22 protein-coding genes and 1 pseudogene are annotated in these 19498 nt (G+C 68.9%); 12 read left to right on the forward strand and 11 right to left on the reverse strand.

The genetic code is table 11. From position 1 onward, the window contains the following. Positions 1–7 precede the first annotated feature (7 nt). Together ABGA98_RS18630 and ABGA98_RS18635 are read right to left on the reverse strand one after the other, a co-directional pair. Entirely contained in the window at positions 8–403 is a 396-nt protein-coding gene (locus ABGA98_RS18630; protein ID WP_347619583.1) for a hypothetical protein, read from the reverse strand. A 148-nt stretch (positions 404–551) separates the two neighbouring features. Next, the gene (locus ABGA98_RS18635) at positions 552–998 is read right to left on the reverse strand and encodes a hypothetical protein (RefSeq protein ID WP_347619584.1); all 447 of its coding nucleotides are present in this window, start codon (positions 996–998) and stop codon (positions 552–554) included. Positions 999–1421: 423 nt separating this feature from the next. Here ABGA98_RS18635 and ABGA98_RS18640 point away from each other — a divergent pair, with 423 nt between their 5' ends. Next, a complete protein-coding gene (locus ABGA98_RS18640) occupies positions 1422–2276 on the forward strand; it encodes an SAM-dependent methyltransferase (protein WP_347619585.1) in 855 nt (284 codons plus the stop codon). 110 nt (positions 2277–2386) lie between these two features. Here the strand turns inward: ABGA98_RS18640 and ABGA98_RS18645 are convergent, their stop codons facing one another. Continuing rightward, positions 2387–2914: a winged helix-turn-helix transcriptional regulator gene (locus ABGA98_RS18645; RefSeq protein WP_347619586.1), complete on the reverse strand. Its 528-nt coding sequence runs from the start codon at positions 2912–2914 to the stop codon at positions 2387–2389. A gap of 99 nt (positions 2915–3013) precedes the next feature. Further along, positions 3014–3925 (reverse strand): LysR family transcriptional regulator, encoded by a 912-nt coding sequence (locus ABGA98_RS18650; RefSeq protein ID WP_347619587.1) that lies wholly within the window; start codon positions 3923–3925, stop codon positions 3014–3016. A gap of 109 nt (positions 3926–4034) precedes the next feature. Here ABGA98_RS18650 and ABGA98_RS18655 point away from each other — a divergent pair, with 109 nt between their 5' ends. The 3 genes from ABGA98_RS18655 (at position 4035) to ABGA98_RS18665 (ending at position 6682) form a co-directional block, all read left to right on the forward strand. After that, positions 4035–4463: a hypothetical protein gene (locus tag ABGA98_RS18655; RefSeq protein ID WP_347619588.1), complete on the forward strand. Its 429-nt coding sequence runs from the start codon at positions 4035–4037 to the stop codon at positions 4461–4463. Continuing rightward, positions 4450–6045, forward strand: coding sequence for a multicopper oxidase family protein (locus ABGA98_RS18660; RefSeq protein WP_347619589.1), 1596 nt, complete (start codon positions 4450–4452; stop codon positions 6043–6045). Before ABGA98_RS18655 ends, ABGA98_RS18660 begins: the two co-directional genes overlap by 14 nt. A gap of 214 nt (positions 6046–6259) precedes the next feature. After that, positions 6260–6682: an alpha/beta hydrolase gene (locus tag ABGA98_RS18665; protein ID WP_347619590.1), complete on the forward strand. Its 423-nt coding sequence runs from the start codon at positions 6260–6262 to the stop codon at positions 6680–6682. A 136-nt stretch (positions 6683–6818) separates the two neighbouring features. On the opposite strand, the gene ABGA98_RS18670 is transcribed toward ABGA98_RS18665, so the two are convergent. Continuing rightward, the gene (locus ABGA98_RS18670; RefSeq protein WP_347619591.1) at positions 6819–7283 is read right to left on the reverse strand and encodes a MarR family transcriptional regulator; all 465 of its coding nucleotides are present in this window, start codon (positions 7281–7283) and stop codon (positions 6819–6821) included. A 117-nt stretch (positions 7284–7400) separates the two neighbouring features. Next, positions 7401–7565 (reverse strand): hypothetical protein, encoded by a 165-nt coding sequence (locus tag ABGA98_RS18675; protein WP_347619592.1) that lies wholly within the window; start codon positions 7563–7565, stop codon positions 7401–7403. A gap of 228 nt (positions 7566–7793) precedes the next feature. Here ABGA98_RS18675 and ABGA98_RS18680 point away from each other — a divergent pair, with 228 nt between their 5' ends. From ABGA98_RS18680 to ABGA98_RS18695, 4 genes are all read left to right on the forward strand, one after another. Then, complete coding sequence (locus ABGA98_RS18680) at positions 7794–8204, forward strand: hypothetical protein (RefSeq protein WP_347619593.1); 411 nt, start codon at positions 7794–7796, stop codon at positions 8202–8204. Beyond that, the gene (locus tag ABGA98_RS18685; RefSeq protein ID WP_347619594.1) at positions 8201–9172 is read left to right on the forward strand and encodes a pirin family protein; all 972 of its coding nucleotides are present in this window, start codon (positions 8201–8203) and stop codon (positions 9170–9172) included. Before ABGA98_RS18680 ends, ABGA98_RS18685 begins: the two co-directional genes overlap by 4 nt. Next, positions 9169–9396, forward strand: coding sequence for a GNAT family N-acetyltransferase (locus tag ABGA98_RS18690; RefSeq protein WP_347619595.1), 228 nt, complete (start codon positions 9169–9171; stop codon positions 9394–9396). The genes ABGA98_RS18685 and ABGA98_RS18690 overlap by 4 nt, the downstream gene beginning before the upstream one ends. A gap of 238 nt (positions 9397–9634) precedes the next feature. Further along, complete coding sequence (locus ABGA98_RS18695; RefSeq protein ID WP_347619596.1) at positions 9635–10594, forward strand: DUF5996 family protein; 960 nt, start codon at positions 9635–9637, stop codon at positions 10592–10594. Between the two features lie 256 nt (positions 10595–10850). On the opposite strand, the gene ABGA98_RS18700 is transcribed toward ABGA98_RS18695, so the two are convergent. From ABGA98_RS18700 to ABGA98_RS18710, 3 genes are all read right to left on the reverse strand, one after another. Next, positions 10851–11324: a carboxymuconolactone decarboxylase family protein gene (locus tag ABGA98_RS18700; RefSeq protein ID WP_347619597.1), complete on the reverse strand. Its 474-nt coding sequence runs from the start codon at positions 11322–11324 to the stop codon at positions 10851–10853. A gap of 225 nt (positions 11325–11549) precedes the next feature. Further along, a complete protein-coding gene (locus ABGA98_RS18705; RefSeq protein ID WP_347619598.1) occupies positions 11550–12368 on the reverse strand; it encodes an ABC transporter permease in 819 nt (272 codons plus the stop codon). Then, on the reverse strand, positions 12365–13309 hold the full coding sequence (locus tag ABGA98_RS18710) for an ATP-binding cassette domain-containing protein (protein WP_347619599.1): 945 nt from the start codon (positions 13307–13309) through the stop codon (positions 12365–12367). Before ABGA98_RS18710 ends, ABGA98_RS18705 begins: the two co-directional genes overlap by 4 nt. Positions 13310–13393: 84 nt before the next feature. Between ABGA98_RS18710 and ABGA98_RS18715 the strand changes: the two genes are divergently transcribed. After that, positions 13394–14212, forward strand: a complete 819-nt coding sequence (locus ABGA98_RS18715; RefSeq protein ID WP_347619600.1) for a TetR/AcrR family transcriptional regulator — start codon at positions 13394–13396, stop codon at positions 14210–14212. Between the two features lie 311 nt (positions 14213–14523). Here the strand turns inward: ABGA98_RS18715 and ABGA98_RS18720 are convergent, their stop codons facing one another. Further along, a complete protein-coding gene (locus tag ABGA98_RS18720) occupies positions 14524–15873 on the reverse strand; it encodes a potassium transporter TrkG (protein ID WP_347619601.1) in 1350 nt (449 codons plus the stop codon). A 629-nt stretch (positions 15874–16502) separates the two neighbouring features. Between ABGA98_RS18720 and ABGA98_RS18725 the strand changes: the two genes are divergently transcribed. Continuing rightward, a complete protein-coding gene (locus ABGA98_RS18725) occupies positions 16503–17171 on the forward strand; it encodes a response regulator (protein ID WP_347619602.1) in 669 nt (222 codons plus the stop codon). 79 nt (positions 17172–17250) lie between these two features. On the opposite strand, the pseudogene ABGA98_RS18730 reads toward ABGA98_RS18725, so the two are convergent. Further along, positions 17251–17379, reverse strand: a pseudogene (locus tag ABGA98_RS18730) (PLP-dependent transferase); the annotation flags it as partial. Between the two features lie 200 nt (positions 17380–17579). On the opposite strand from ABGA98_RS18730, the gene ABGA98_RS18735 reads away from it, so the two are divergent. Together ABGA98_RS18735 and ABGA98_RS18740 are read left to right on the forward strand one after the other, a co-directional pair. Further along, positions 17580–18167 (forward strand): TetR/AcrR family transcriptional regulator, encoded by a 588-nt coding sequence (locus ABGA98_RS18735; protein ID WP_347619603.1) that lies wholly within the window; start codon positions 17580–17582, stop codon positions 18165–18167. Continuing rightward, entirely contained in the window at positions 18155–19354 is a 1200-nt protein-coding gene (locus ABGA98_RS18740; RefSeq protein WP_347619604.1) for an FAD-dependent monooxygenase, read from the forward strand. The genes ABGA98_RS18735 and ABGA98_RS18740 overlap by 13 nt, the downstream gene beginning before the upstream one ends. Positions 19355–19498 lie beyond the last annotated feature (144 nt).

Below are 19498 nucleotides of genomic sequence, written 5' to 3' on the forward strand. Positions count from 1 at the left end.
TGTAGTACTACCGCCGGGTATAGTTGGCGATCCCAGCCACGATTGGATACCCGAAGTCATTCTTGTGAAGGACGTTGATGTAGAATTCGCCGTTCCCCACGACAACGAAATTTCGGGACGAGGGCTGCCTTGTCTGAATGGTTGCCACAACGCGGTTTGTGCGGGCATTGAGAATGTCGATCTTTACGAGTTTCCCGAAGGTCTCTCCCCAGCTGATTAGCACCCATCGCGCACTGCGGTGAGCCTCAACGGGCCGTCCCTTCGTCGTGCAGGTGTTTCTATGCGCCTGCGTGGCGCAGGTCTGCTTGTCGTAGGGTTTGGCCTGGGCTGGATGAGTCGCCCCGGCCAGAACCGCCCCCGCCGCCACAGTCGCGAGGCCTATTTTGACGAGCTGACGAATCATGATCCCTCCTTCGTGTGCCCCTGAACAGTTGCGACCTCTAGCGTGAGAGCAAGGTGTCATAAGTCCGTCATAACGAGCTATCCGCGGACTTTCGAATGCTCACGTGGGCCCGGGCGGCACGGTGAAGGCGACCACGAGCGTCGCCCGTTCAGGCGCCGACGGCGTCCATGGCGCGCTGGAGGATGGCTTCGACAGGTGTCTCAGGGGCGCTGGCGGCCCAGGCGGTGATGGCGGCGTCTACGCATCCGAGGGCGGCGGCGATCAGCGCGAAGGGGCGTGGATCCAGCGCGTCGGTGGGATCGGAGCCCAGCCGGCGCGCCAGTTCCGGCCGGAGGAGCGCGTACCAGCGGGCGTTCTTCTCGTGGTGTGGGGCCGCCAGCGCCGGGGCACTGCTGACTAGCTTCGCCATTTGTCGGCCCCGCTCGGGATCTGCGGCGTATCGGTCGACTAGCGTGCCCAGGGCGTGGCGGAGGGCATCCCAGACCCGTTCGTCGGTGGGCCGGGCCCGCAGGGCGTGGAGCAGTTGGTCGCCGGCGTCCGCGACGTCTCCCAGGATGGCGTTCTCCGGGGTCCTGATGGCCGGGGAGCGCGTCAATCAGGAGTGACGGGAACTCCAGGGCCGCTCGTGAACCCTTTGTCCAGCGAGAGTCCCCGAATGTATGGACATGACACGGGTTTTGGCCGTAGAAAGACAGTTCATATCCGGGCTCGAAAAAAGGGGGCGGGCGATAGCCGGAGCGACCACTGGAGCACGGCCGGCGCGGGGGCTCGGCGGCCGTCGCCCTCGCAGATCCGGACCTGAGCACGCGAGCCTGGCCCGGCGCCTCCGGTCACCGCTTGCGTACGAACGTCACCCGGCGCGGGCGTGACCGCACGCCGGCCGCGCGCTGACGCTCGATCTCGCGGCGAGGAAGCACCTGAAAGCACGGTGAGAAGCACGCAGGCAAGTCCTCGGCGAGGCCCGTCCCGGCCCCGTAAGGCCCGGCGGTCATAGCCGATCCACCAGGAGGAGAAGATGATGCACAGCGACAGAGAGACGGACCCGCTGGACCCCGCGTACACCGACGTCCCGGCTACGAAGATCAATCCTCACATACCTCATCCCGCTCGGATATATGACTACTTACTGGGCGGCAAGGACAACTTCGCCTCCGACCGTAAGGCCGCCGAGGCGCTCATCGAGATGTCGCCGGGCACGCGTGAGGGCGTGCGCGCCCATCGTGCCTTCGTGGGCCGGGCCGTGCGGTATCTGGCGGCCGAGGCGGGCATCACCCAGTTTCTGGACATCGGCACCGGGATCCCGACCCAGGACCCCACCCACACGATCGCCCAACAGGCCGTACCTGAGGCCCGTGTGGCTTATGTGGACAACGACCCGATCGTTCTGGTGCACGGCCGCGCCCTGCTGACCGGTGACCCGGCAGGTTCGACCGCAATGATCGAGGCAGACCTGCGGCAGCCGGAGAAGATCCTGTCCGATCCCGCGGTCCAGGGCGTGCTCGACTTCACCCGTCCCGTGGCCGTCATCCTGGCCGGAGTCCTGCACTTCATCACCGACGAGGAGAACCCGTACGGGGTGGTCGAGCAGCTCAAGGCCGCGGTGCCCAGCGGCAGCCACCTGCTGCTGTCGCACATCACGCTCGACTTCGCCGACCACCTGAGCCGCGAGGAGGCCACCAAGCCGTACGACAACAGCTCCGCTCCCATGGTGCCGCGCACCCACGACGAGACGCTGCGCTTCTTCGAGGGCTGGGACCTGGTGGACCCGGGCCTCGTCGAGGTGGTGACGTGGCGGCCGGACCCGGTCGAATATCAGGAACAGATTCCCGGCGGCCACGCCTGGGCCTACGGTGGCCTCGCGATCAAGCCTTGAGCACTGCGGGTGGGCCGCCGGCCCACGCGGCCCGGCAGGCCGTCGGGTTCCTGTCCCAGTCGATCAGATCATCTTCGATCGCCTGCCCCAGACCGGACAACTGCACTGACTCAGCAACACCGGAACCGATCCACAGGCATTGGCCCTTGCTCCGTCCCGACGATCGCCTGATCGTCTTGTGCAGTCCGCTGGAGGCCGCGGCTCACCGGCTCTCGCGCGCCGCCCAGGTGGGCAACCCCGTGCACGGCCTCGATGAGGAAGCGACCGCGTTCGGTGAGATGGTAGAGCACCTGCACGGGCATGGAAGGCACTACGTCGCGGCGGATCAGCTTGTGTGCCTCCAGCTCCCGCCGCCGTACGGTCAGCATGCGGTCCGAGATACCGGCGACCATGCGCCGGTACTCACCGAACCGGTGTGCGCCTCGCGCTCCGGCGTACAGAATGGCCCGTGTCCCGCTGAGCGGCCCCACCGGTCGGACTTCCAGAACTTCAGCGTGTGCCACCTTGGGCAGCGCCAGAAGTGCCTCCCAAGCCGGCCGTGCGCGCTCGCACACGAGGGCGGCCCGGCCGGCAGCATCTCGGGGCAGCGACACGCGTGAGCGCGCCGTACAGGGTCGGCCTGTTCCGAGCGGACGCATCCCGCTACCCGGACGATCCCGAATTCGGCTGCCTGGCCGCGGACATGTGCGCCACGAGCCCTGCCTTCGCGCTTCGGAGCGGACCACCCGATGAGCGCGTCACGGACGACCGGTCCTGAGCCCCTGCGGCTCGTCGGCATTCCACTCCCAGCCGGTGATCGTGGCGCGCATCAGGCGGGCCGCGGTCGACAGGTGGCTGTCGGCGCCCCAGTACAGGGTGACCGTGCGGCGGCAGTCGGGCTCGTCGACGGCGATCCAGGCGCCGGCGGTGCGCACGGCGACGCGGCGGGCGAACGCGGGGACGAGCCCGATGCCGAGCCCCGCGCTGATCAGCTCCGCGATGGCGCTGGGCTCGTCGCTCTCGCAGACGATTCTCGGGGTGAGGCCGCGTGCGGCGAAGAGGCTATCGAGCAGCCGGCGGATCCAGTGCCCCTTGCGGGCGGTAACGAAGGGCTGGCCGGCGAGCTCGCAGATGCTCACGCGGTCGCGGCTCGCCAACGGGTGATCGAGTGGCGTGCCCACTCCCACGGCCTCGTCGAACAGCCGCGCGGACGCCAGGCCTTCGGCGTGGATCGGCCGCGAGGCGACGCACAGGTCGACGTCCTGGGCCCGCAGGTGGCGGGACATCTCCTCGGCCGCCATCCAGTGCAGCCCGAACTCGACGCCGGGGTGATCGCGCTTGAAGGCGGCCAGCGGCCCGGCAAGGGTGAGGAACGTCTCCGAGGCCAGCCGCACACTGCCCACCCCGTCGCTGACGGCCTCGGCGACGGCCCGCCGGCCCCCGTCGAGCTCACCGAGCGAGCGCTCGACGTACCCCAGGAAGAGCCTGCCCGTGGTGTTCAGCCGCAGCCGGTCGGCGCGGTCGAACAGTGGGGCACCCAACTCGCTCTCCAACCGGCCGATGGTACGGCTCAGCGACGGCTGGGCGACGCGAAGCTCCTCGGCCGCGCGGCTGAGGTGCTCCAGCCGGGCCACCACCACGAACTGCCTGAGCATGTTCAGGTCCATCATGACTCCCGATACATAGCATCATAGCAATATTAATCTTAGACAAGATAACGCGAAGTTCATATCGTCGATGGTGCTCGAATCGGGAACGAAGTGAGGAGGGTGGTCCCTCATGGCCACCGCGGCCGACATGGAGCAACCCACGCCATCGACGGAATGGACGGGGTGGGCGCTGCGTGCGGTGGTCAGCGCGCACGTCGTGACGATCGCCGGGCAGCCGGTGTTCGCCGGGGTGTACCTGACCGGCGACTACGACAGCCTGCGCTGGCACGCGATCGGCGCCGACGTGGTTACATCTATCGGCTACCTGCAGGTCATCGCTGCGATCATGGTCTGGGTACGGCTGCGCCGGGCGGGGCCGTTCCTGGCCACGATGGCGGTGGTGGTCGCCGAGAATGCGCAGTACTTCGCCGGGCTGGAAGGCGCGCTGTGGTTGCACATCCCGCTGGGCGTGATGACCGTCGTGGCGCTGGTCGTGCAGTTCATCGCCGTCTGGCGGCGGCCCCTCCTGCGGCGGGAGGCCCACGATGTGCGAGCATGACGAGGGCCGCGGCCTGAGCAGGCGGCGAGTGCTGGGCATCGGCGGGGCGCTCGGGCTGGTGGCGGCCACCGACCTGTCCGTCTCGGCCGCGCTGGCCCGCCGGCCGCCGGTCACCGGCGCCGAACTGCGCAGCGCCGTGCCGCTGCCGCCTCCGTACCAGGTGCCGCTGCCGATCCCGCGCACGCTGAAGCCGGTCGGCGCCGACCGGTACGAGATCGTCCAGCGAGAAGCGACCGCGGAGATCCTGCCCGGTGTCAGGACGCCGCTGTGGACGTACGAGGGTACTTTCCCCGGGCCGACGATCGAGTCGCGCCGCGGCCGCCCGGTCACCGTGACACACTGCAACGAACTGCCCGTGCCGACGGTCGTGCACCTGCACGGCGGGCGGACACCGGCAGCCTCCGACGGGTACCCCACTGACCTCGTCCTGCCCCAAGGCTGGGCGCCGCCCGCCGTGCACGGTTCGGGGCACGGTTCGGGGCACGGCATGCACGACCCGCGGGCGATCGTGACCGAGCTGACGCGCGACTACACCTTCCCACTCGACCAGCGGCCAACGCTGCTGTGGTACCACGACCACCGGATGGACTTCACCGCCCCCGCGATCTGGCGTGGCCTGGCCGGGCTGCACATCGTCCGCGACGACGCCGAGGACGCGCTCGGCCTGCCCGCGGGGCCGCGTGAGCTGCCCCTTATGATCGCCGACCGCGCCTTTGCCGCCGACGGCGGCCTCGCCTATCCTGCTCTCGACCCCGCCCTGCGGGAACGGCCTGGCGTGCAGGAGCCGTACCTGGCGGGGGTGCTCGGCGACGTGATCCTGGTGAACGGCGCCCCGTGGCCCGTGCACGAGGTGGACGCCGCCCGTTACCGGCTGCGCGTCCTGAACGCCTCCAACGCCCGCCACTACGAGCTCGAAGCGGTCGGCGACGACGGGCGGCGGCTGGACCTCGTCCAGATCGGCGCCGACCAAGGGCTGCTCGCAGCGCCGGTCACGCACCGGCTGCTGCCGATCGCCCCGGCCGAACGTTACGACCTGATCGTCGACTTCTCGAGTGTCCCGGTCGGCGGGCGCGTCAGGTTGCTCAACCGGCTGGGCTCTGGACGTACCAGCGACGTCATGGCCTTCCGCGTGGCGCGCAAGGCCGCCGACGACAGCCGCGTCCCCGGCACGCTATCCACCGACCTGCCGGGCTGGCGCAGGTCGGACGCCGTCAGGGTGCGTGACTTCGCCTTCCGTACCGGGCACATGCACAGCGGGCGTGGCTGGCTCATCGGCGGGCTGCCGTTCGACCCCGCCCGCACCGACGTCACCGCCAGGCTCGACGACGTCGAGGTGTGGCGGCTGATCGCCGACGTCCACCATCCCGTCCACCTGCACCTGGTCGGCTTCCGCGTACTCTCGCGCAGCGGTCGGCCACCCCTGCCCTACGACGCCGGCCTCAAGGACACCGTCTCCCTGCGTCCCGGCGAATCGGTGGAGATCATCACTCGCTTCGACGGTTACCGCGGCCGTTACCTGTTCCACTGCCACAACGCCGAGCACGAGGACATGGGCATGATGGCCAACCTTGAGATCACCTGACGAGGTCCGCGGTCGGCTGGCGCAGCGGGCAGGAGCGAGGAGCCGGTCGTAGGTGTGGTTGTCGGGGCTGAGGATCTGGTCGCCTTCCGGCTGTTCGATCGGTGTATGAATCCCGATCCCAGCGCCGTCGTAGCCGCTGTCGGCGAGCGTCGGCACCGGCCAGGCGCCGCCGGCGGGGGCGGCGGATGATCCCGTACTGAACTCGGACAACCTGATGTCCGGTCACCAGTACGTGGTCTGCGGCGACTCGCGCTGGCCCAGGTCGATCCGTACGTACCAGCGCGCCGTCGAGGCCGATCGGAAGCGTTACCCGATGTTCGGCGCGGCGGCGGCCAACATCCGACCGTGCGCGTTCTGGCCGTCCGACCCCATCGAGGCGCCGGTGCGCGTCAGTGACCGGGGCCCGTCGAACGTCCTCATGGTGCAGTTCCTCCGCGACGCGGGGACACCGCTGGCCGGCGCCAGGAAGATGCAGCGGGCGCTCGGCGACCGGGCCCGGATGGTGACCGTCGAGCAAGGCGGCCATGGTGTTTACCTGCTCGGCAAGAACACGTGCGCGGACACCGCGGTGACGACGTTCCTGACCACGGGGAAACGCCCGGTGCGCGAGCTGGCCTGCGCGGCAGAGCCCGCCTGATCCAGCCTCGGGATGTCGGTGACCCTGTGGGATGCCAGAACAGCCAGTACCGTTGCCGAACTGGGCGTTCGCAGGGCGATCAGACTGCTCTCCGGCATTCCAGCCGGTTGGACACGACCCCGTCGAGGAGGCGGTGTCATCCGTCGTAGTCGGGGAGCCGGTCGAGGACCCGTTCGAGCGCGGGTCCGATGACGTCGAGCTCGGCGTCGGTGAGCACGCCGATGAAGTGCCGCCGGACGGCGGCGACGTGTGCGGGAGCGGCGGCGACGATGGCCGTCCGGCCTGCGTCGGTAAGCCGGACCATCGACCCGCGCGCGTCCTCGCTGCACTCCTCACGGGCGACCAGGCCGCGCTTCTCCATCCGGGTGACCTGGTGGGAGATCCGGCTGCGCTCCCAGCCGACCATCCGACCGAGGTCACGCGCCCGCAACACCTCGCCCGGAGCCTCCGACAGCGGCACCAACAGGGTGTACTCCGCCCCGGACAGCCCCGCATCCTGGACCAGCTGACGCTCCAGCACCGCGGTCAGCCGCTGCAGCACGCCGATCACCCCTCGCCACACCCGCGCCTCCCGCTCGTCGAGCCAGCGCGCCTCACCCATGGGTCGTCAGGGGCGCCGGTACCGCTCGCGGCCCGGTTTCCCCATCCCCCTTTCAATCCCTACGTGCGGTTTTCCCGCATACGGCTTGTCAATGTCTTCTGGACATACAGCGGGAGATCACCCCGCCCTGCGACCGTCCGCTCCAAGCATCCCGTCCAACATCACGTCCGCCTGCAGCCGCTGGCGGATCAGCTTGAGCACCCGCCGCGACGACGAACCGGGGCCTGCTACCGGGCCCTCCGGCCCGCCCGCCGGCTTCGTCCAGCTTCCAGGACGCAACATGCGCAGAGTCTACCAGCGATGTTGACACGTCATCGGAAATCGCATAGATGTAGACGCATCAACAAAACGGTTGATCGTCATGCCGCGGCCAGGGTCGGCGACCCGCTCGTCCGGCCCCGCCGCAGGGAAGCCCCGCCGTCGCGATGACCGTGCCGGCCGGCGCCGTGGCCTGGGGGCGCTTCGGCCCGTACCCGTTCACCTGATCGTCACGACGGAAGGAGATGTGCCATGAGCACCAAGAAGGCTGGGCTCGATGCGTTGTTGACTCCGGAGGAGAGCGTCCTCCTGCTGATCGACCACCAGCCGTTCCAGTTCGCCAACCTCAACAGCCACGAACCGACGCTGGTCGTCAACAACGTCGTCGGGCTCGCGAAGACCACCAAGGCATTCGGCGTCCCCACGATCCTGACCACCGTCCTGGAAGAGCGCGGCGGCTACCTGATCCAAGGACTGCAGGACGTCTTCCCCGAGCAGAAGCCCATCAACCGGACGTTCATCAACACCTGGGAAGACAGCCGCGTGGTGGACGCCGAGGTCCGCGCCATGCTCGAGCGTTTCCCCCGCTCCCCACGCGGCCGTACCGTCGCTCGAGCCCGTTCGGCCAGGTCCGACGAAGCCGCCCGAGGAGGCATCGCATGAGCAACACCGAAACGGTCCCGGTCGAACTCACCTGCCCTGGCGGCGCGCCCGGCACCGGCGGGGTCGAGGTCCTGTCCGCACGGGAGGTGCCGCTCGGTGGCCATCGGGCGATGACGGTCCGGCGCACGCTGCCGCAGCGCAAGCGATCGCTGATCGGCGCATGGTGCTTCGCCGACCACTACGGACCTGCCACCGTCGGCCGCAGCGGGGGTATGGACGTGCCCCCGCACCCGCACACCGGCCTGCAGACCGCGACCTGGCTCTTCGCCGGGGAGGTCGAGCACCGCGACAGCCTCGGCACGCACACGATCGTGCGGCCCGGCGAGCTGAACCTGATGACCGGCGGGCACGGCATCTGCCACTCCGAGGTCTCCACCGGGGGCGCCACGACCCTGCACGGCGTGCAGCTGTGGATCGCCCTGCCCGACGCGCACCGCCACACGACACGCGCCTTCCACCACCACACGCCGCCCCCGATCGACATCGGCGGCGCCACCGCGCGAGTGTTCCTGGGCAGCCTCGCGGACGAGACCTCTCCCGTGCCGGCCTTCACCCCGCTGCTCGGCGCCGAGATCGTTCTCGAACCGCAGGCCGGCATCACGCTCGCCGTCGACCCCACCCACGAACACGGCGTCCTCGTCGACACCGGGGCGGTCGTGCTCGCCGGCACCGGCCTCGCCCGGGCCGACCTCGGCTACCTCGCGCCCGGCACAGCGACCCTGGTGCTGGAAAACCCTGGCGGGCAGTCGGCCCGGGTGCTGCTGCTCGGTGGCGCCCCGTTCGACGAGGACATCGTGATGTGGTGGAACTTCGTGGCCCGCAGCCACGATGAGGTCGTGGCCTTCCGCGAGGCATGGGAACGCGAGTCCGACCAGTTCGGCCGCATCGACGGCTACACCGGCACGCCACAACGCCTGCCCGCGCCCGCCCTGCCCAACGCGAGGATCACCCCCCGGAGCCGGAGATGACACACCCCACCGTCGAACGAGCCGACAACCGTTACCTGATCCGGGTCGACGGCGAGCCCGCCGGCTTCACGGAGTTCCGCGACCGGGACGCACAACGGGTCTTCTTCCACACCGAGATCACCGAGGCGTTCCAGGGCAAGGGCTTGAGCTCCGTGCTCATCGAGCACGCCCTGACCACACGCGCGAGGAAGGCAAGCGCGTCGTTCCGATCTGCCCGGCCGTAGCTCGCTACCTCGCGAAGCACGACGGGTTCACCGACATCACCGATCCGGTGAACCGCGACGTCCTGAGGTGGCTGGCCGCAGGCCAGTAACCGGAACCACCCGTCAATGTCCGTCCTCGGACCGGAAGGACCCCCATGACCGCATCGATGATCGAGAAGCCCGACTTCACCGGGCTCGCCCGCGACCGGGCCCGAGGACCCCGCCCGCAGAACATGACCACCACGGGATGTGAGAACCGATGACCAGCCCCACGACAACGAGCTGGCCGAGCCTACGAGTCTCGGACTGGACCCCCACCCGCGAGACCCTGCACATGTGGACGCAGATCGTGGGCAAGATCCGCATGGCCCACGCTCCGCTGCTCAACCACTGGTGGCAGGTGACCCTGTACGTCAGCCCGCGCGGGTTGACGACATCGACCATCCCGTACCGCACGGGGGCCTTCGAGATCGAGTTCGACTTCGTCGGCCACCAGCTCGAGGTCCGCAGCAGCAACGGCGGCGTGCGGAGCCTCCCGCTCCGGCCGATGCCGGTCGCCGAGTTCTACACCCGGATCCTGGACATGCTCGACCAACTCGGGATCAAGGCCCCGATCCGGCCGCACCCCAACGAGGTCGAGCCGGCGATCCCCTTCGCCGAGGACCACACCCACGCCTCCTACGACGGCGAGGCGGCCGCCCTGTTCTGGCGACAGCTGCTGCAGGCGAACCGAGTGATCGGCGAGTTCCGGTCGCACTTCGTCGGCAAGGTCAGTCCGGTGCACTTCTTCTGGGGAGGTATGGATCTCGCCTGCACCCGCTTCTCCGGGCGGTCAGCTCCGCCACATCCCGGCGGAGTGCCCAACTGCGGGGACTGGGTCATGGTCGAGGGCTACTCCCGGGAACTGTCCAGCTGCGGATTCTGGCCCGGCGGTGGAGAAGAAGGCGCCTTCTACTCCTACGCCTACCCCGAGCCCGACGGGTTCGCCGACCAACCGATCGGCCCCGAAGGGGCGTACTTCAGCACTGAGTTCCAGCAGTTCCTGCTGCCCTACGAGGCCGCCCGCGCCGCGCCCGACCCCGACCGCGCGGTCGCCGAGTTCCTCCACACCACCTACGAAGCCGCCGCGGACCGCGGACACTGGGACCGCTCCACGCTGGAAGACGACCCCTTCCGGTGGCACGGAACCCCCGCGTCTCGAGGAGACACCGATGCCTGACCCGCCGAGCGACCTGCTCGGGGTGGGGCCGTTGCCCCTGCCAGGTTGCGGTGGAGGCGCGAAGTCCGCGAGCGCATCCGCGTACGGCTTGAGCGTGACATCGTCGCCGATCACCGTACCGAGCCGACGGATCGGATCGAGGGCCCGGGCAGCGAGATGGATCCGCACGATGTGACGTTCCTTGTCGATGATCTCCACTTCGCGACATCCACGGGTGCTTTCCAGCCCGTGGCCGGGTCGCCTTCTCCGCTGTCGGCTACCACTGGCCTGGCTGGTAGGAGCCCGGGGCCGGCTGCGCGGTGATGATGTTCATGCGGTTGAAGGCGTTCATCACGGCGATGAGCGCCACCAGGGCGGCGAGTTGGTCCGCGTCGTAGTGCTTGGCCGCCGCGGCCCACGTCTCGTCGCTGACGCCCTCGGCGGCGTCGGCGACCCGGGTGCCCTCTTCCGCGAGCGCCAGGGCGGCCCGCTCGGCGTCCGTGTAGACGGGCGCCTCCCGCCAGACCGGGACCAGGTTGATCCGCAGCGAGGTCTCCCCCGCGTGCTCGAGGTCTTTGGTGTGGATTTCCACGCAGGGCGCGCAACCGTTGATCTGGCTGATGCGGAGCGACACCAGTTCCCTCGTCGCGGCCGGCACGGATGAGTCCAGGGCGACCTTGCTCGCCGAGACCAGATGCTTGACGGCCTTGGCCCCGACCGGGTTCTCGGCGTAGTTGAAGCGGCTCTCCATGAGGATCTCCTTGTTGCGTCGGCTGTTACACCTAAGTGACGAAGGGCTCAGACGTTTGGGGACGACCTGCCGGCCGTGACGCGCATCACATCGGCATGCCGATGTGATGCGCGTCACGGCGGGTGCTCACCGCGCACCGCCGTTCACCACGGCGGGCCGCGGTGGATACTTTTCGGAGGAGCATGTTTCGGTGCAGAACATGCGGCCTGCGGATGGCTGGAGCGTTCAGCGTCCCCTGCGCATGTAGGCGCGCAGCGACAGCGGCACGAAGATCGCCAATAGCGCGGCCGACCAGAGCAGGACGGCGGTCACCGGATGCGCGAGTGGCCACGCCACGTTTCCGGACGGGGCGCCCGGGTTGCCGAACAGCTCCCGTGAGGCGGCGGTGAGCGCGCTCACCGGGTTCCAGTCGGCCAGGAAGCGCAGCCAGCCCGGCATGCCGTCGGTCGGGACGAACGCGTTCGACAACATTGTGAACGGCAGGCCCAGCGGCACCATCGCGTCGGCGACCTGGTCGTTCTTCACCGCCAGGCCCACATAGACGCCCACCCAGCTCAGCGCGTACCGCAGCACGATCATCAGAAGGAACGCCTGGGCCGTGGGGATCAGGCCGCGGTGCGGCTGCCAGCCCACAAGCAGGCCCGCGCCCACCATGATGGCCAGCATCAGCAGGCCGGTCAGCAGGTCGGCGCCCGTCTGCCCGAACGGCACCGCCAAGCGCGCCATCGGCATGGAGCGGAACCGGTCCATCACACCGCGGGAGGCGTCGGCGGCCATCCGAGTCATGACACCCAACCACGCGGAGAAGGTCACCATCGCGAACAGGCCAGGCATGAGGTACTCGCGGTAGTCGCCACCGTCCGGCACCCGGATCGCGCTGCCGAAGACGTACCCGAACAGCACCACCATGACGGCCGGGAAGACCAGGGCCGCGACGAGTTCGCCGGGAGCGTGTCGCAGCCGTTCCAGCTCGCGGCCGACCAGGGTCAGCCCGTCGGTGAGGGTCCAGCGCAGGCGGCTGCCCAGTGGCCGGGTGCGGGTCATGAGACCGGCTCCTTCCGGTCGGTGAGGCGCAGGAACACCTCATCCAAGGTGGGGCGGCGCAGCCGCACGTCCGCCGCGGCGACCCCGGCGCGGTCGAGCTCGCGCACGACGTCGGCGAGCCGGAAGCCGCCGCCCGGCAGGGCGACGCTGAGCCGGTCGGCGCCGGTCGTCGTGGGATCGGTTCCGGCCAGGGCTTTCAGCACGGTCGCCGCCGGACGCAGGGCGGCGGGGTCTTCGAGGACGACGTCGACGCGGTCGCCGATCGCGGCCTTCAGCTCGTCGGGTGTGCCCGTGGCGATCACCTGTCCGTGGTCGACGACGGCGATGTCGTCGGCCAGCTGGTCGGCCTCGTGCAGGTACTGCGTGGTGAGCAGCACGGTGGTGCCGTCCGCCACCAGCTCGCGGACGTTGTCCCAGATCTCGCCGCGGCTGCGCGGGTCCAGGCCGGTGGTCGGCTCGTCCAGGAAGAGCACCTCGGGGCGCAGGATGAGGCTGGCGATCAGGTCGAGGCGGCGCCGCATGCCGCCGGAGTAGCCGGCGACCTGCCGATCGGCGGCGTCCATCAGGCCGAAGCGTTCGAGCAGTTCGTCGGCCCGCCGGTGCGCCCCGCGCCGGGACAGGTGGGACAGGCGCCCGAACATGCGCAGGTTGCCACGGCCGGTGAGCTTCTCGTCCACGGCGGCGTACTGGCCCGCGAGCCCGATCCTGGCGCGCACCTTGCCGGCCTCGCGGACGACGTCGTATCCGGCAATGCGGGCGTGCCCGGCATCGGGATCGGACAAGGTCGCCAGGATGCGCACCGCGGTCGTCTTCCCCGCGCCGTTGGACCCCAGCAGGCCGCAGACCGTTCCTCTCGGGACGCTCAGCTCCAAACCTCGCAGGGCGTGGGTGTCGCCGAAGGACTTGTGCAGCCCTTCGGCGACCACGATCGGTTCAGGCATGATCTCTCCACTGGGTACTTTGTACGCGGTTACGGCGTCACGCTAAAGCACTGGGTACTATGTACGCAACAAGGAGGTGGAACGGTGACCGACGTCGAGTACGCGAGCATCTGGATGCGGCCCGAGCGGCCCGCCCGCGGGCCGAAGCCGGTCTACAGCCGCGCGCAGATCACCGAGGCGGCCGTCCGGATCGCCGACGCCGAAGGGCTGGAGGCCGCCACCATGCGGCGGATCGCCGCCGAGATCGGCGCCGGGGCGATGTCCCTCTACCGCTACGTACCGAGCCGCGACAACCTGGTCGAGCTCATGGCCGATCGGGTGATGGGCGAGATCGACGTCACAGGCATGCCCTCGGGCGACTGGCGCGCTGACCTGACCCACTACGCCGACGGGCTGCGGGCCATGTGGCTGAGGCACCCGTGGATCGCCACCGTGCAGCGCTCACTCCCCAGCTTCGGCCCCAACCAACTACTCCTGATCGAACGGCTGATGGGAGTGCTCGACGCCTTCGTCTCCATCGACGAGAACCTCGGCCTCATGGCCATCCTCAACGGCTACATCGAGAGCACCGTTCGCGAGGAGATCAGCACGGCCAGGGAACTCCGCCGCAGCGGGCTCAGCGAGTCGCAGTGGATGGCGCGCAGCCACCCGTACGTCGACCAGCTGGTGAAGAGCGGGGATCACCCGATCTTCACCAAGATCGTGATGGAGGCGCGCCAGCCACACCTGAGCCGCGAGAACCAGTTCCGGTACGGGCTCCAGCGCGTCCTCGACTGCATCGCGGCGGCCCTCCCGGCAACGGCCGAGCCCTCGATGCCGGCGCACCGAGAGGGGCGCGAAGAACAGGACGGACCAGGGCATGCTCGTCGAAGCCCATCCGAAAGGGCATCAAAAGCGAAATAGGCGCACAAGCCATGCCTGAATGCCCACCGAAAGGCGCAGCGGCGTCCTGTACGCCTTGCGCGGTTCCCAGCTCGGCGGATCTCCGGGCCGTAGGAGTGGCCGACGAGCATCACGGTCGCGATGCGGTGCCCGGCGATCGCACCACCGCGCAGTGCGCGCGACCACCTGGTGGACCGTGTACGCGTTGGACTCCAGGGGCACGTCGGAGCCAGGTCGCGGCGGCTCAGGAACTGCTTGAAGAGACCCGGCTGAGTGTCCACGACATTGCCGCTGCCACCGGCTTCGGCGTGGCCACTGTCTCAGGGTTCTTGTCAGCCGACGATGACCTTCTCCTCGGGGAGTTGGTAGCGGCGGGCGCGGTCCTTCAGCGCGAGGGCGGAGCCCAGGGTGAGCGGGCCGATCCTGCCGATGAACATCAACAGCGTCAGCCGAACGTGACCAGCCGGTGTGGCATCGGCGGTGATGCCGGTCGACAGGCCCACTGTGCCGAAGGCCGACACCACCTCGAACAGCACCTGATCCAGGGTGTGCGGAGTCAGGGCCAGCAGCACGTACGTGGACGCTGCGACCAGCGCCACACTCACAAGGCTGATCGAGACGGCTTGACGCTGCGCCGCCTCCGGCAGGCGGCGATGGCCGATGTTGACCTCGCGCTCGCCGCGCAGCTCGGCCCAGATGACGAAGGCGAGCATGCCGAACGTGGTGACCTTGATGCCGCCCGCCGTGCCCGCGCTGCCACCGCCGATGAACATCAGCAGGTCGGTGGCCAGCCAACTGGTGGGATACATGCCGGCGACGTCGATGCTGTTGAAGCCCGCGGTGCGTGGCATGACGGCGGTGAAGAAGGCGGCCAGCAGCTTGCCGGGGTCGTCGAGTGCGCCCAGCGTCTCCGGGTTTCGCCATTCGGTGCCCAGGAACACCAGCATGCCGGCGACCAGCAGGACCGCAGTGACGCCGACGGTGACCCTGGTCAGGACCGACCAGTGGCGGGGTCGGCGCCAGGTGCGCAGTAACTCGAACACGACCGGGAAGCCGAGCCCGCCGACGATCACGGCGATCGCGATGGTCAAGCAGATCCAGGGGTCGGTGACGAAGCGCATCAGGCTGTCGGGCCACAAGGCGAACCCGGCGTTGTTGAAGGCCGAGATTGCGTGAAAGACGCCCAGGTAGACGGCTCGGCCAAACGGCTCGCCATAGCCGAGGAGGAACCGGCCCGTGAGGATCACCGCGGCGATGGCCTCGCAGACCAGGCTGAAGACGACCACGCGGCGGACCACGTGCCGCACGTCGGTCATGTTCAGCGTCTTGGTCTCGGCCTGTGCGAAGATCCTTACGCGCAGGCCGAGGCGGCCGGCCACCAGGACGGTGAACAGTGTCGCCAGGGTCATGATCCCCAACCCGCCGACCTGGATCAGCCCGGCGATCACGATCTCGCCGAACACCGACCAGTGCGATGCGGTGTCCACGACCACCAACCCGGTGACGCATACCGCTGATGTCGAGGTGAACAGAGCGGCCAGCCAACCCGCCGACTCCCCCGACTCGGTGGCGATCGGCAGGGTGAGCAAGGCAGTGCCGATCAGAACTACCGCCCCGAACCCGGTAACGATCACCTGGGCCGGGTGCTGAAACCGATCAAGGATCCCGTGACGCCGTCTCATGCCGCACGCTCACGTACGCGGAGCCGACCAAGGCACGCCGCCGCAGTGTGCCCGTGGACGGACAGGCCACAGCTCAGAAGGGTTGGCAAGGGCATTGCGACTCTGATCGGGAACATGCCGAGCACGCGGGCTCGACCGTGAACCCGCCGGCATCGAACGGGCCTCCCACGGCCGACCGTTTCGCCAGCACCATAAAGGTCACCCTTCATCAAGACCCCTTGAGGACGCATCGCACGTTACCCAGGCTGCAAGGCGGCGGACGAGGTGAGGGCGTCAAGAAAACGTATGAATCGGAGACTGGCCAGTACCGGTGGGAAAGGGGTCATCCGTTGCGGGCATGGTCGCGCCCCCGTTGGGTCGCATCTCGGGAGATCGCGTCCGTCCACGAGTCTTCCAAGATGCGCTCACGACTGTTTCTCCGGCCGCATCGCCGGTTCCGATCTTGACGGCGTCCAGACGGTTCGCAGGCGAGCCGGGGCGTAGAAATGGCGTCAATACTGGGGTTGCAGCCGTATGGAATCCGTCAAGAGCGGCAAAACCCCTCAAATCTCAGTGTTGGCTTGGGTGCAGTCGCGAGAGGCCAGGGGGAGACTCCATGATTATCCGGATGAGGCCCGAGCGGTGACGGCATGACCAAGATCCTCGTCGTCGACGACGACGCCCAGATTCTGCGCACGCTCCGCATCAACCTGACCGCCCGCCACTACGAGGTCGCGGTCGCCGCCGACGGCGGCCAGGCGCTGCGCCAGGCCGCCGACTGGCATCCCGACCTGATCGTCCTCGACCTCGGTCTGCCCGACATCGACGGCGTGGAGGTCATTCACGGCCTCCGCGGCTGGACCGAGATCCCCATCGTCGTCCTGTCCGGCCGGGCGGGAAACCAGGACAAGATCGACGCCCTGGACGCGGGCGCCGACGACTACGTCACCAAGCCGTTCAGCGTCGGTGAACTGCTGGCCCGCATCCGGGCCGTCTCCCGGCGCACTGCGGCCCACGATGCCGACCTCGCCCAGATCCAGGTCGGAGACCACACGGTCGACCTGGCCGGCAAGAACATTTCCCACGGCATCCGGCTTACGCCCACGGAATGGCACATCCTGGAGATCCTCCTGCGCAACCCAGGCAAGCTCATCCCGCAGCGCTACCTGCTCAACGAGGTATGGGGCAGCAACTACGTCACGGAAACCCACTACCTGCGCCAGTACATGGCCCAGCTCCGCAAGAAACTCGAACGCGACCCGTCCCGCCCGGCCCATCTGATCACCGAACCGGGCATGGGCTACCGCTACATCCCCTAGCCGCGCCGGGGCGGCCGGTCACCGTCGCCGGTTCGGCGAAGTTCTGCCGGATCGCCTGGGCGAACTCTTCGCCTCAAGTGACGACCCCGCCCATCACATCGCCGTGCCCACCGAGGAACTTCGTGGCGCTGTGGAGGACGACGGCGACGCCGCGCTCGACCGGGCGCTGTAGGACGGGAGTGGCGAAAGTGTTGTCCACCGCCAGCGGCGGCGTGGAGGTGTCCAGCAGGTTCGCCCCGGCCCGGACCTCCACCCAGGCGAGGTTGTGGGCGTCCTGGATGCCGGTGTTCGCGCCCAGCTTCAGCGCGCCCGTGACCTGCCCGAACCCGGTTCGCCTTGAGTCTGTCCAGGCGCGGCGATACAATCAGGGCAGTCGTACAGGACGACTGACCTAGACAGGAGAGAGCCATGGCCTCCCCAGCGGCCGAACGCGGGCGCGCGGTGCGGGAACGACTGCTGAATGCCGCGGCGGAGCTCATCCCCGAACGCGGCTGGACGGCAGTGAGCACACGGATCCTCGCCGAGCGCGCCGGGGTGACGCCGAGCGTGGTGCACTACCACTTCCCCTCGTTGCCGAGCCTGCTGAGCGAGGCCGCGATTAGCGAGATGAGGAGAATGCTGGCCGGGCTGAACGAACTGATGGAAAGCACCCCGTCACCCGGCGACGCGATCGAGACGATGCTCGCGTCGGTCGAGAAGCACACCGGCGCCGACGCCGCCTCGCTGCTGTTCATCGAGGCGTACCTGGCGAGCACCCGCGACGACGCGCTGCGCAAGCGGATCACCGAGCTGGTCGCCGAATTCCGGCAACGGTTCGGCGAGTTGCTGCAGCGGCACGGGGCGCGCGCCCCATTCGAGACCGCCGCCGTCCTGGCGGCCTGCGTGGACGGCCTCCTGCTGCACCGCGGCCTGGGCCTGAAGGCGAAGGATCCCTCGGCGGTGCTACGCAGGCTTCTTTCCACGTCCCCCGAGGAGGAACCACAGTGCGGACAGTGATCTGCGGGGCCGGGATCAGCGGCCTGGCCCTGGCCCATCGGCTCGCCACCCTGGGCGGCGAGATCGTAGTGGTCGACCGGGCCCCCGGGCCTCGCCCCCAGGGATACATGATCGACTTTTTCGGCCCCGGGCTGGAGGCGGTCGATGCCATGGGGCTGCTGCCCGCGTTCGAACGACCGGCCTACCGCTATGACGAGGGCCGCCTGGTCGACCAGAACGGTCGCCGCCGCGCCACGATCCGAACCAAAAGCTTTTCGCGCGGCCGGCTGCTGAACCTCCTGCGTCCCGACATCGAGGCCGTACTGGCCGAGAACCTTCCGGCCGAGGTCGAGTTGCGCTATGACATGGCGCTGACCGACGTGGTCAACCACCCCGACGGCGTGACGGTGACGTTGGAGGACGGCACCGTCCTGGACGCCGATCTACTCGTTGGCGCCGACGGGATCCATTCGACCGTGCGCCGGCTGGTGTTCGGGCCGGAAGACCACTACCTGCACTACCTGGGCCTGCACACAGCGGCGTTCACCTTCGACGCGCCGGACGTGCACGCCGTCACCAAGCACGCGTTCTGTCTCACCGACTCCGTCAACCGGCAGATGGGCTTCTACGCGCTGCGCGACGGCCGAGTTGCCGCGTTCGCGGTGCACCGCAGCGCCGACCCCACAATTCCAGACGATCTTCGGGTGGCGATCCAGCGGGCCTACACCGGTCTGGGCTGGGTGACGCCGCGCGCGCTGGAGCAGTGCCCGCCGGCCAAGGAGATCTACTACGACCAGGTCGCGCAGATCGAGCTTCCGGAGTGGAGCACCGGCCGGGTGGTCCTGGTCGGAGACGCCGCCTACGCCGTATCGCTGATCGCCGGGCAGGGCGCGTCGCTCGGGATCGCCGGCGCCTTCCTACTCGCCGATCGGCTCGCGCACGCACCGACGATCGAGCGGGCCACCGCCGAGTTCGAGCGCCTGTGGCGACCCGTGGTCGAGGACAAACAACGCAACGCCCGATCGATGGCCCGCTGGTTCCTGCCCTCATCACCGACCGACCTGCGCATCCGGCGCATCATGCTCAGCCTGACCCGAGTGCCCTTCGTCACCGGCTACCTGAGCTCCATCCTCGCAGGCAAGGACACCAAGCTCGCCGACGTCATGCGCCAGACCTCCGGCACCGCGACCGAACCGGCGGTCGCGTAGCGCCCGCTCCGATCCACGGTCAGCCGGCCGAGCAGGTCGACGGCCTCGCCGGCATGTCCTGCCGTTCTTCTCCGGGATGTGGATCCGCTTGACCGGGCACACACCGATACCGGGTGGGCTATGGAGGGTTTCTGGGATCAGGCC

It is taken from the genome of Nonomuraea sp. B1E8, assembly GCF_039871515.1.
Taxonomy (GTDB): domain Bacteria; phylum Actinomycetota; class Actinomycetes; order Streptosporangiales; family Streptosporangiaceae; genus Nonomuraea.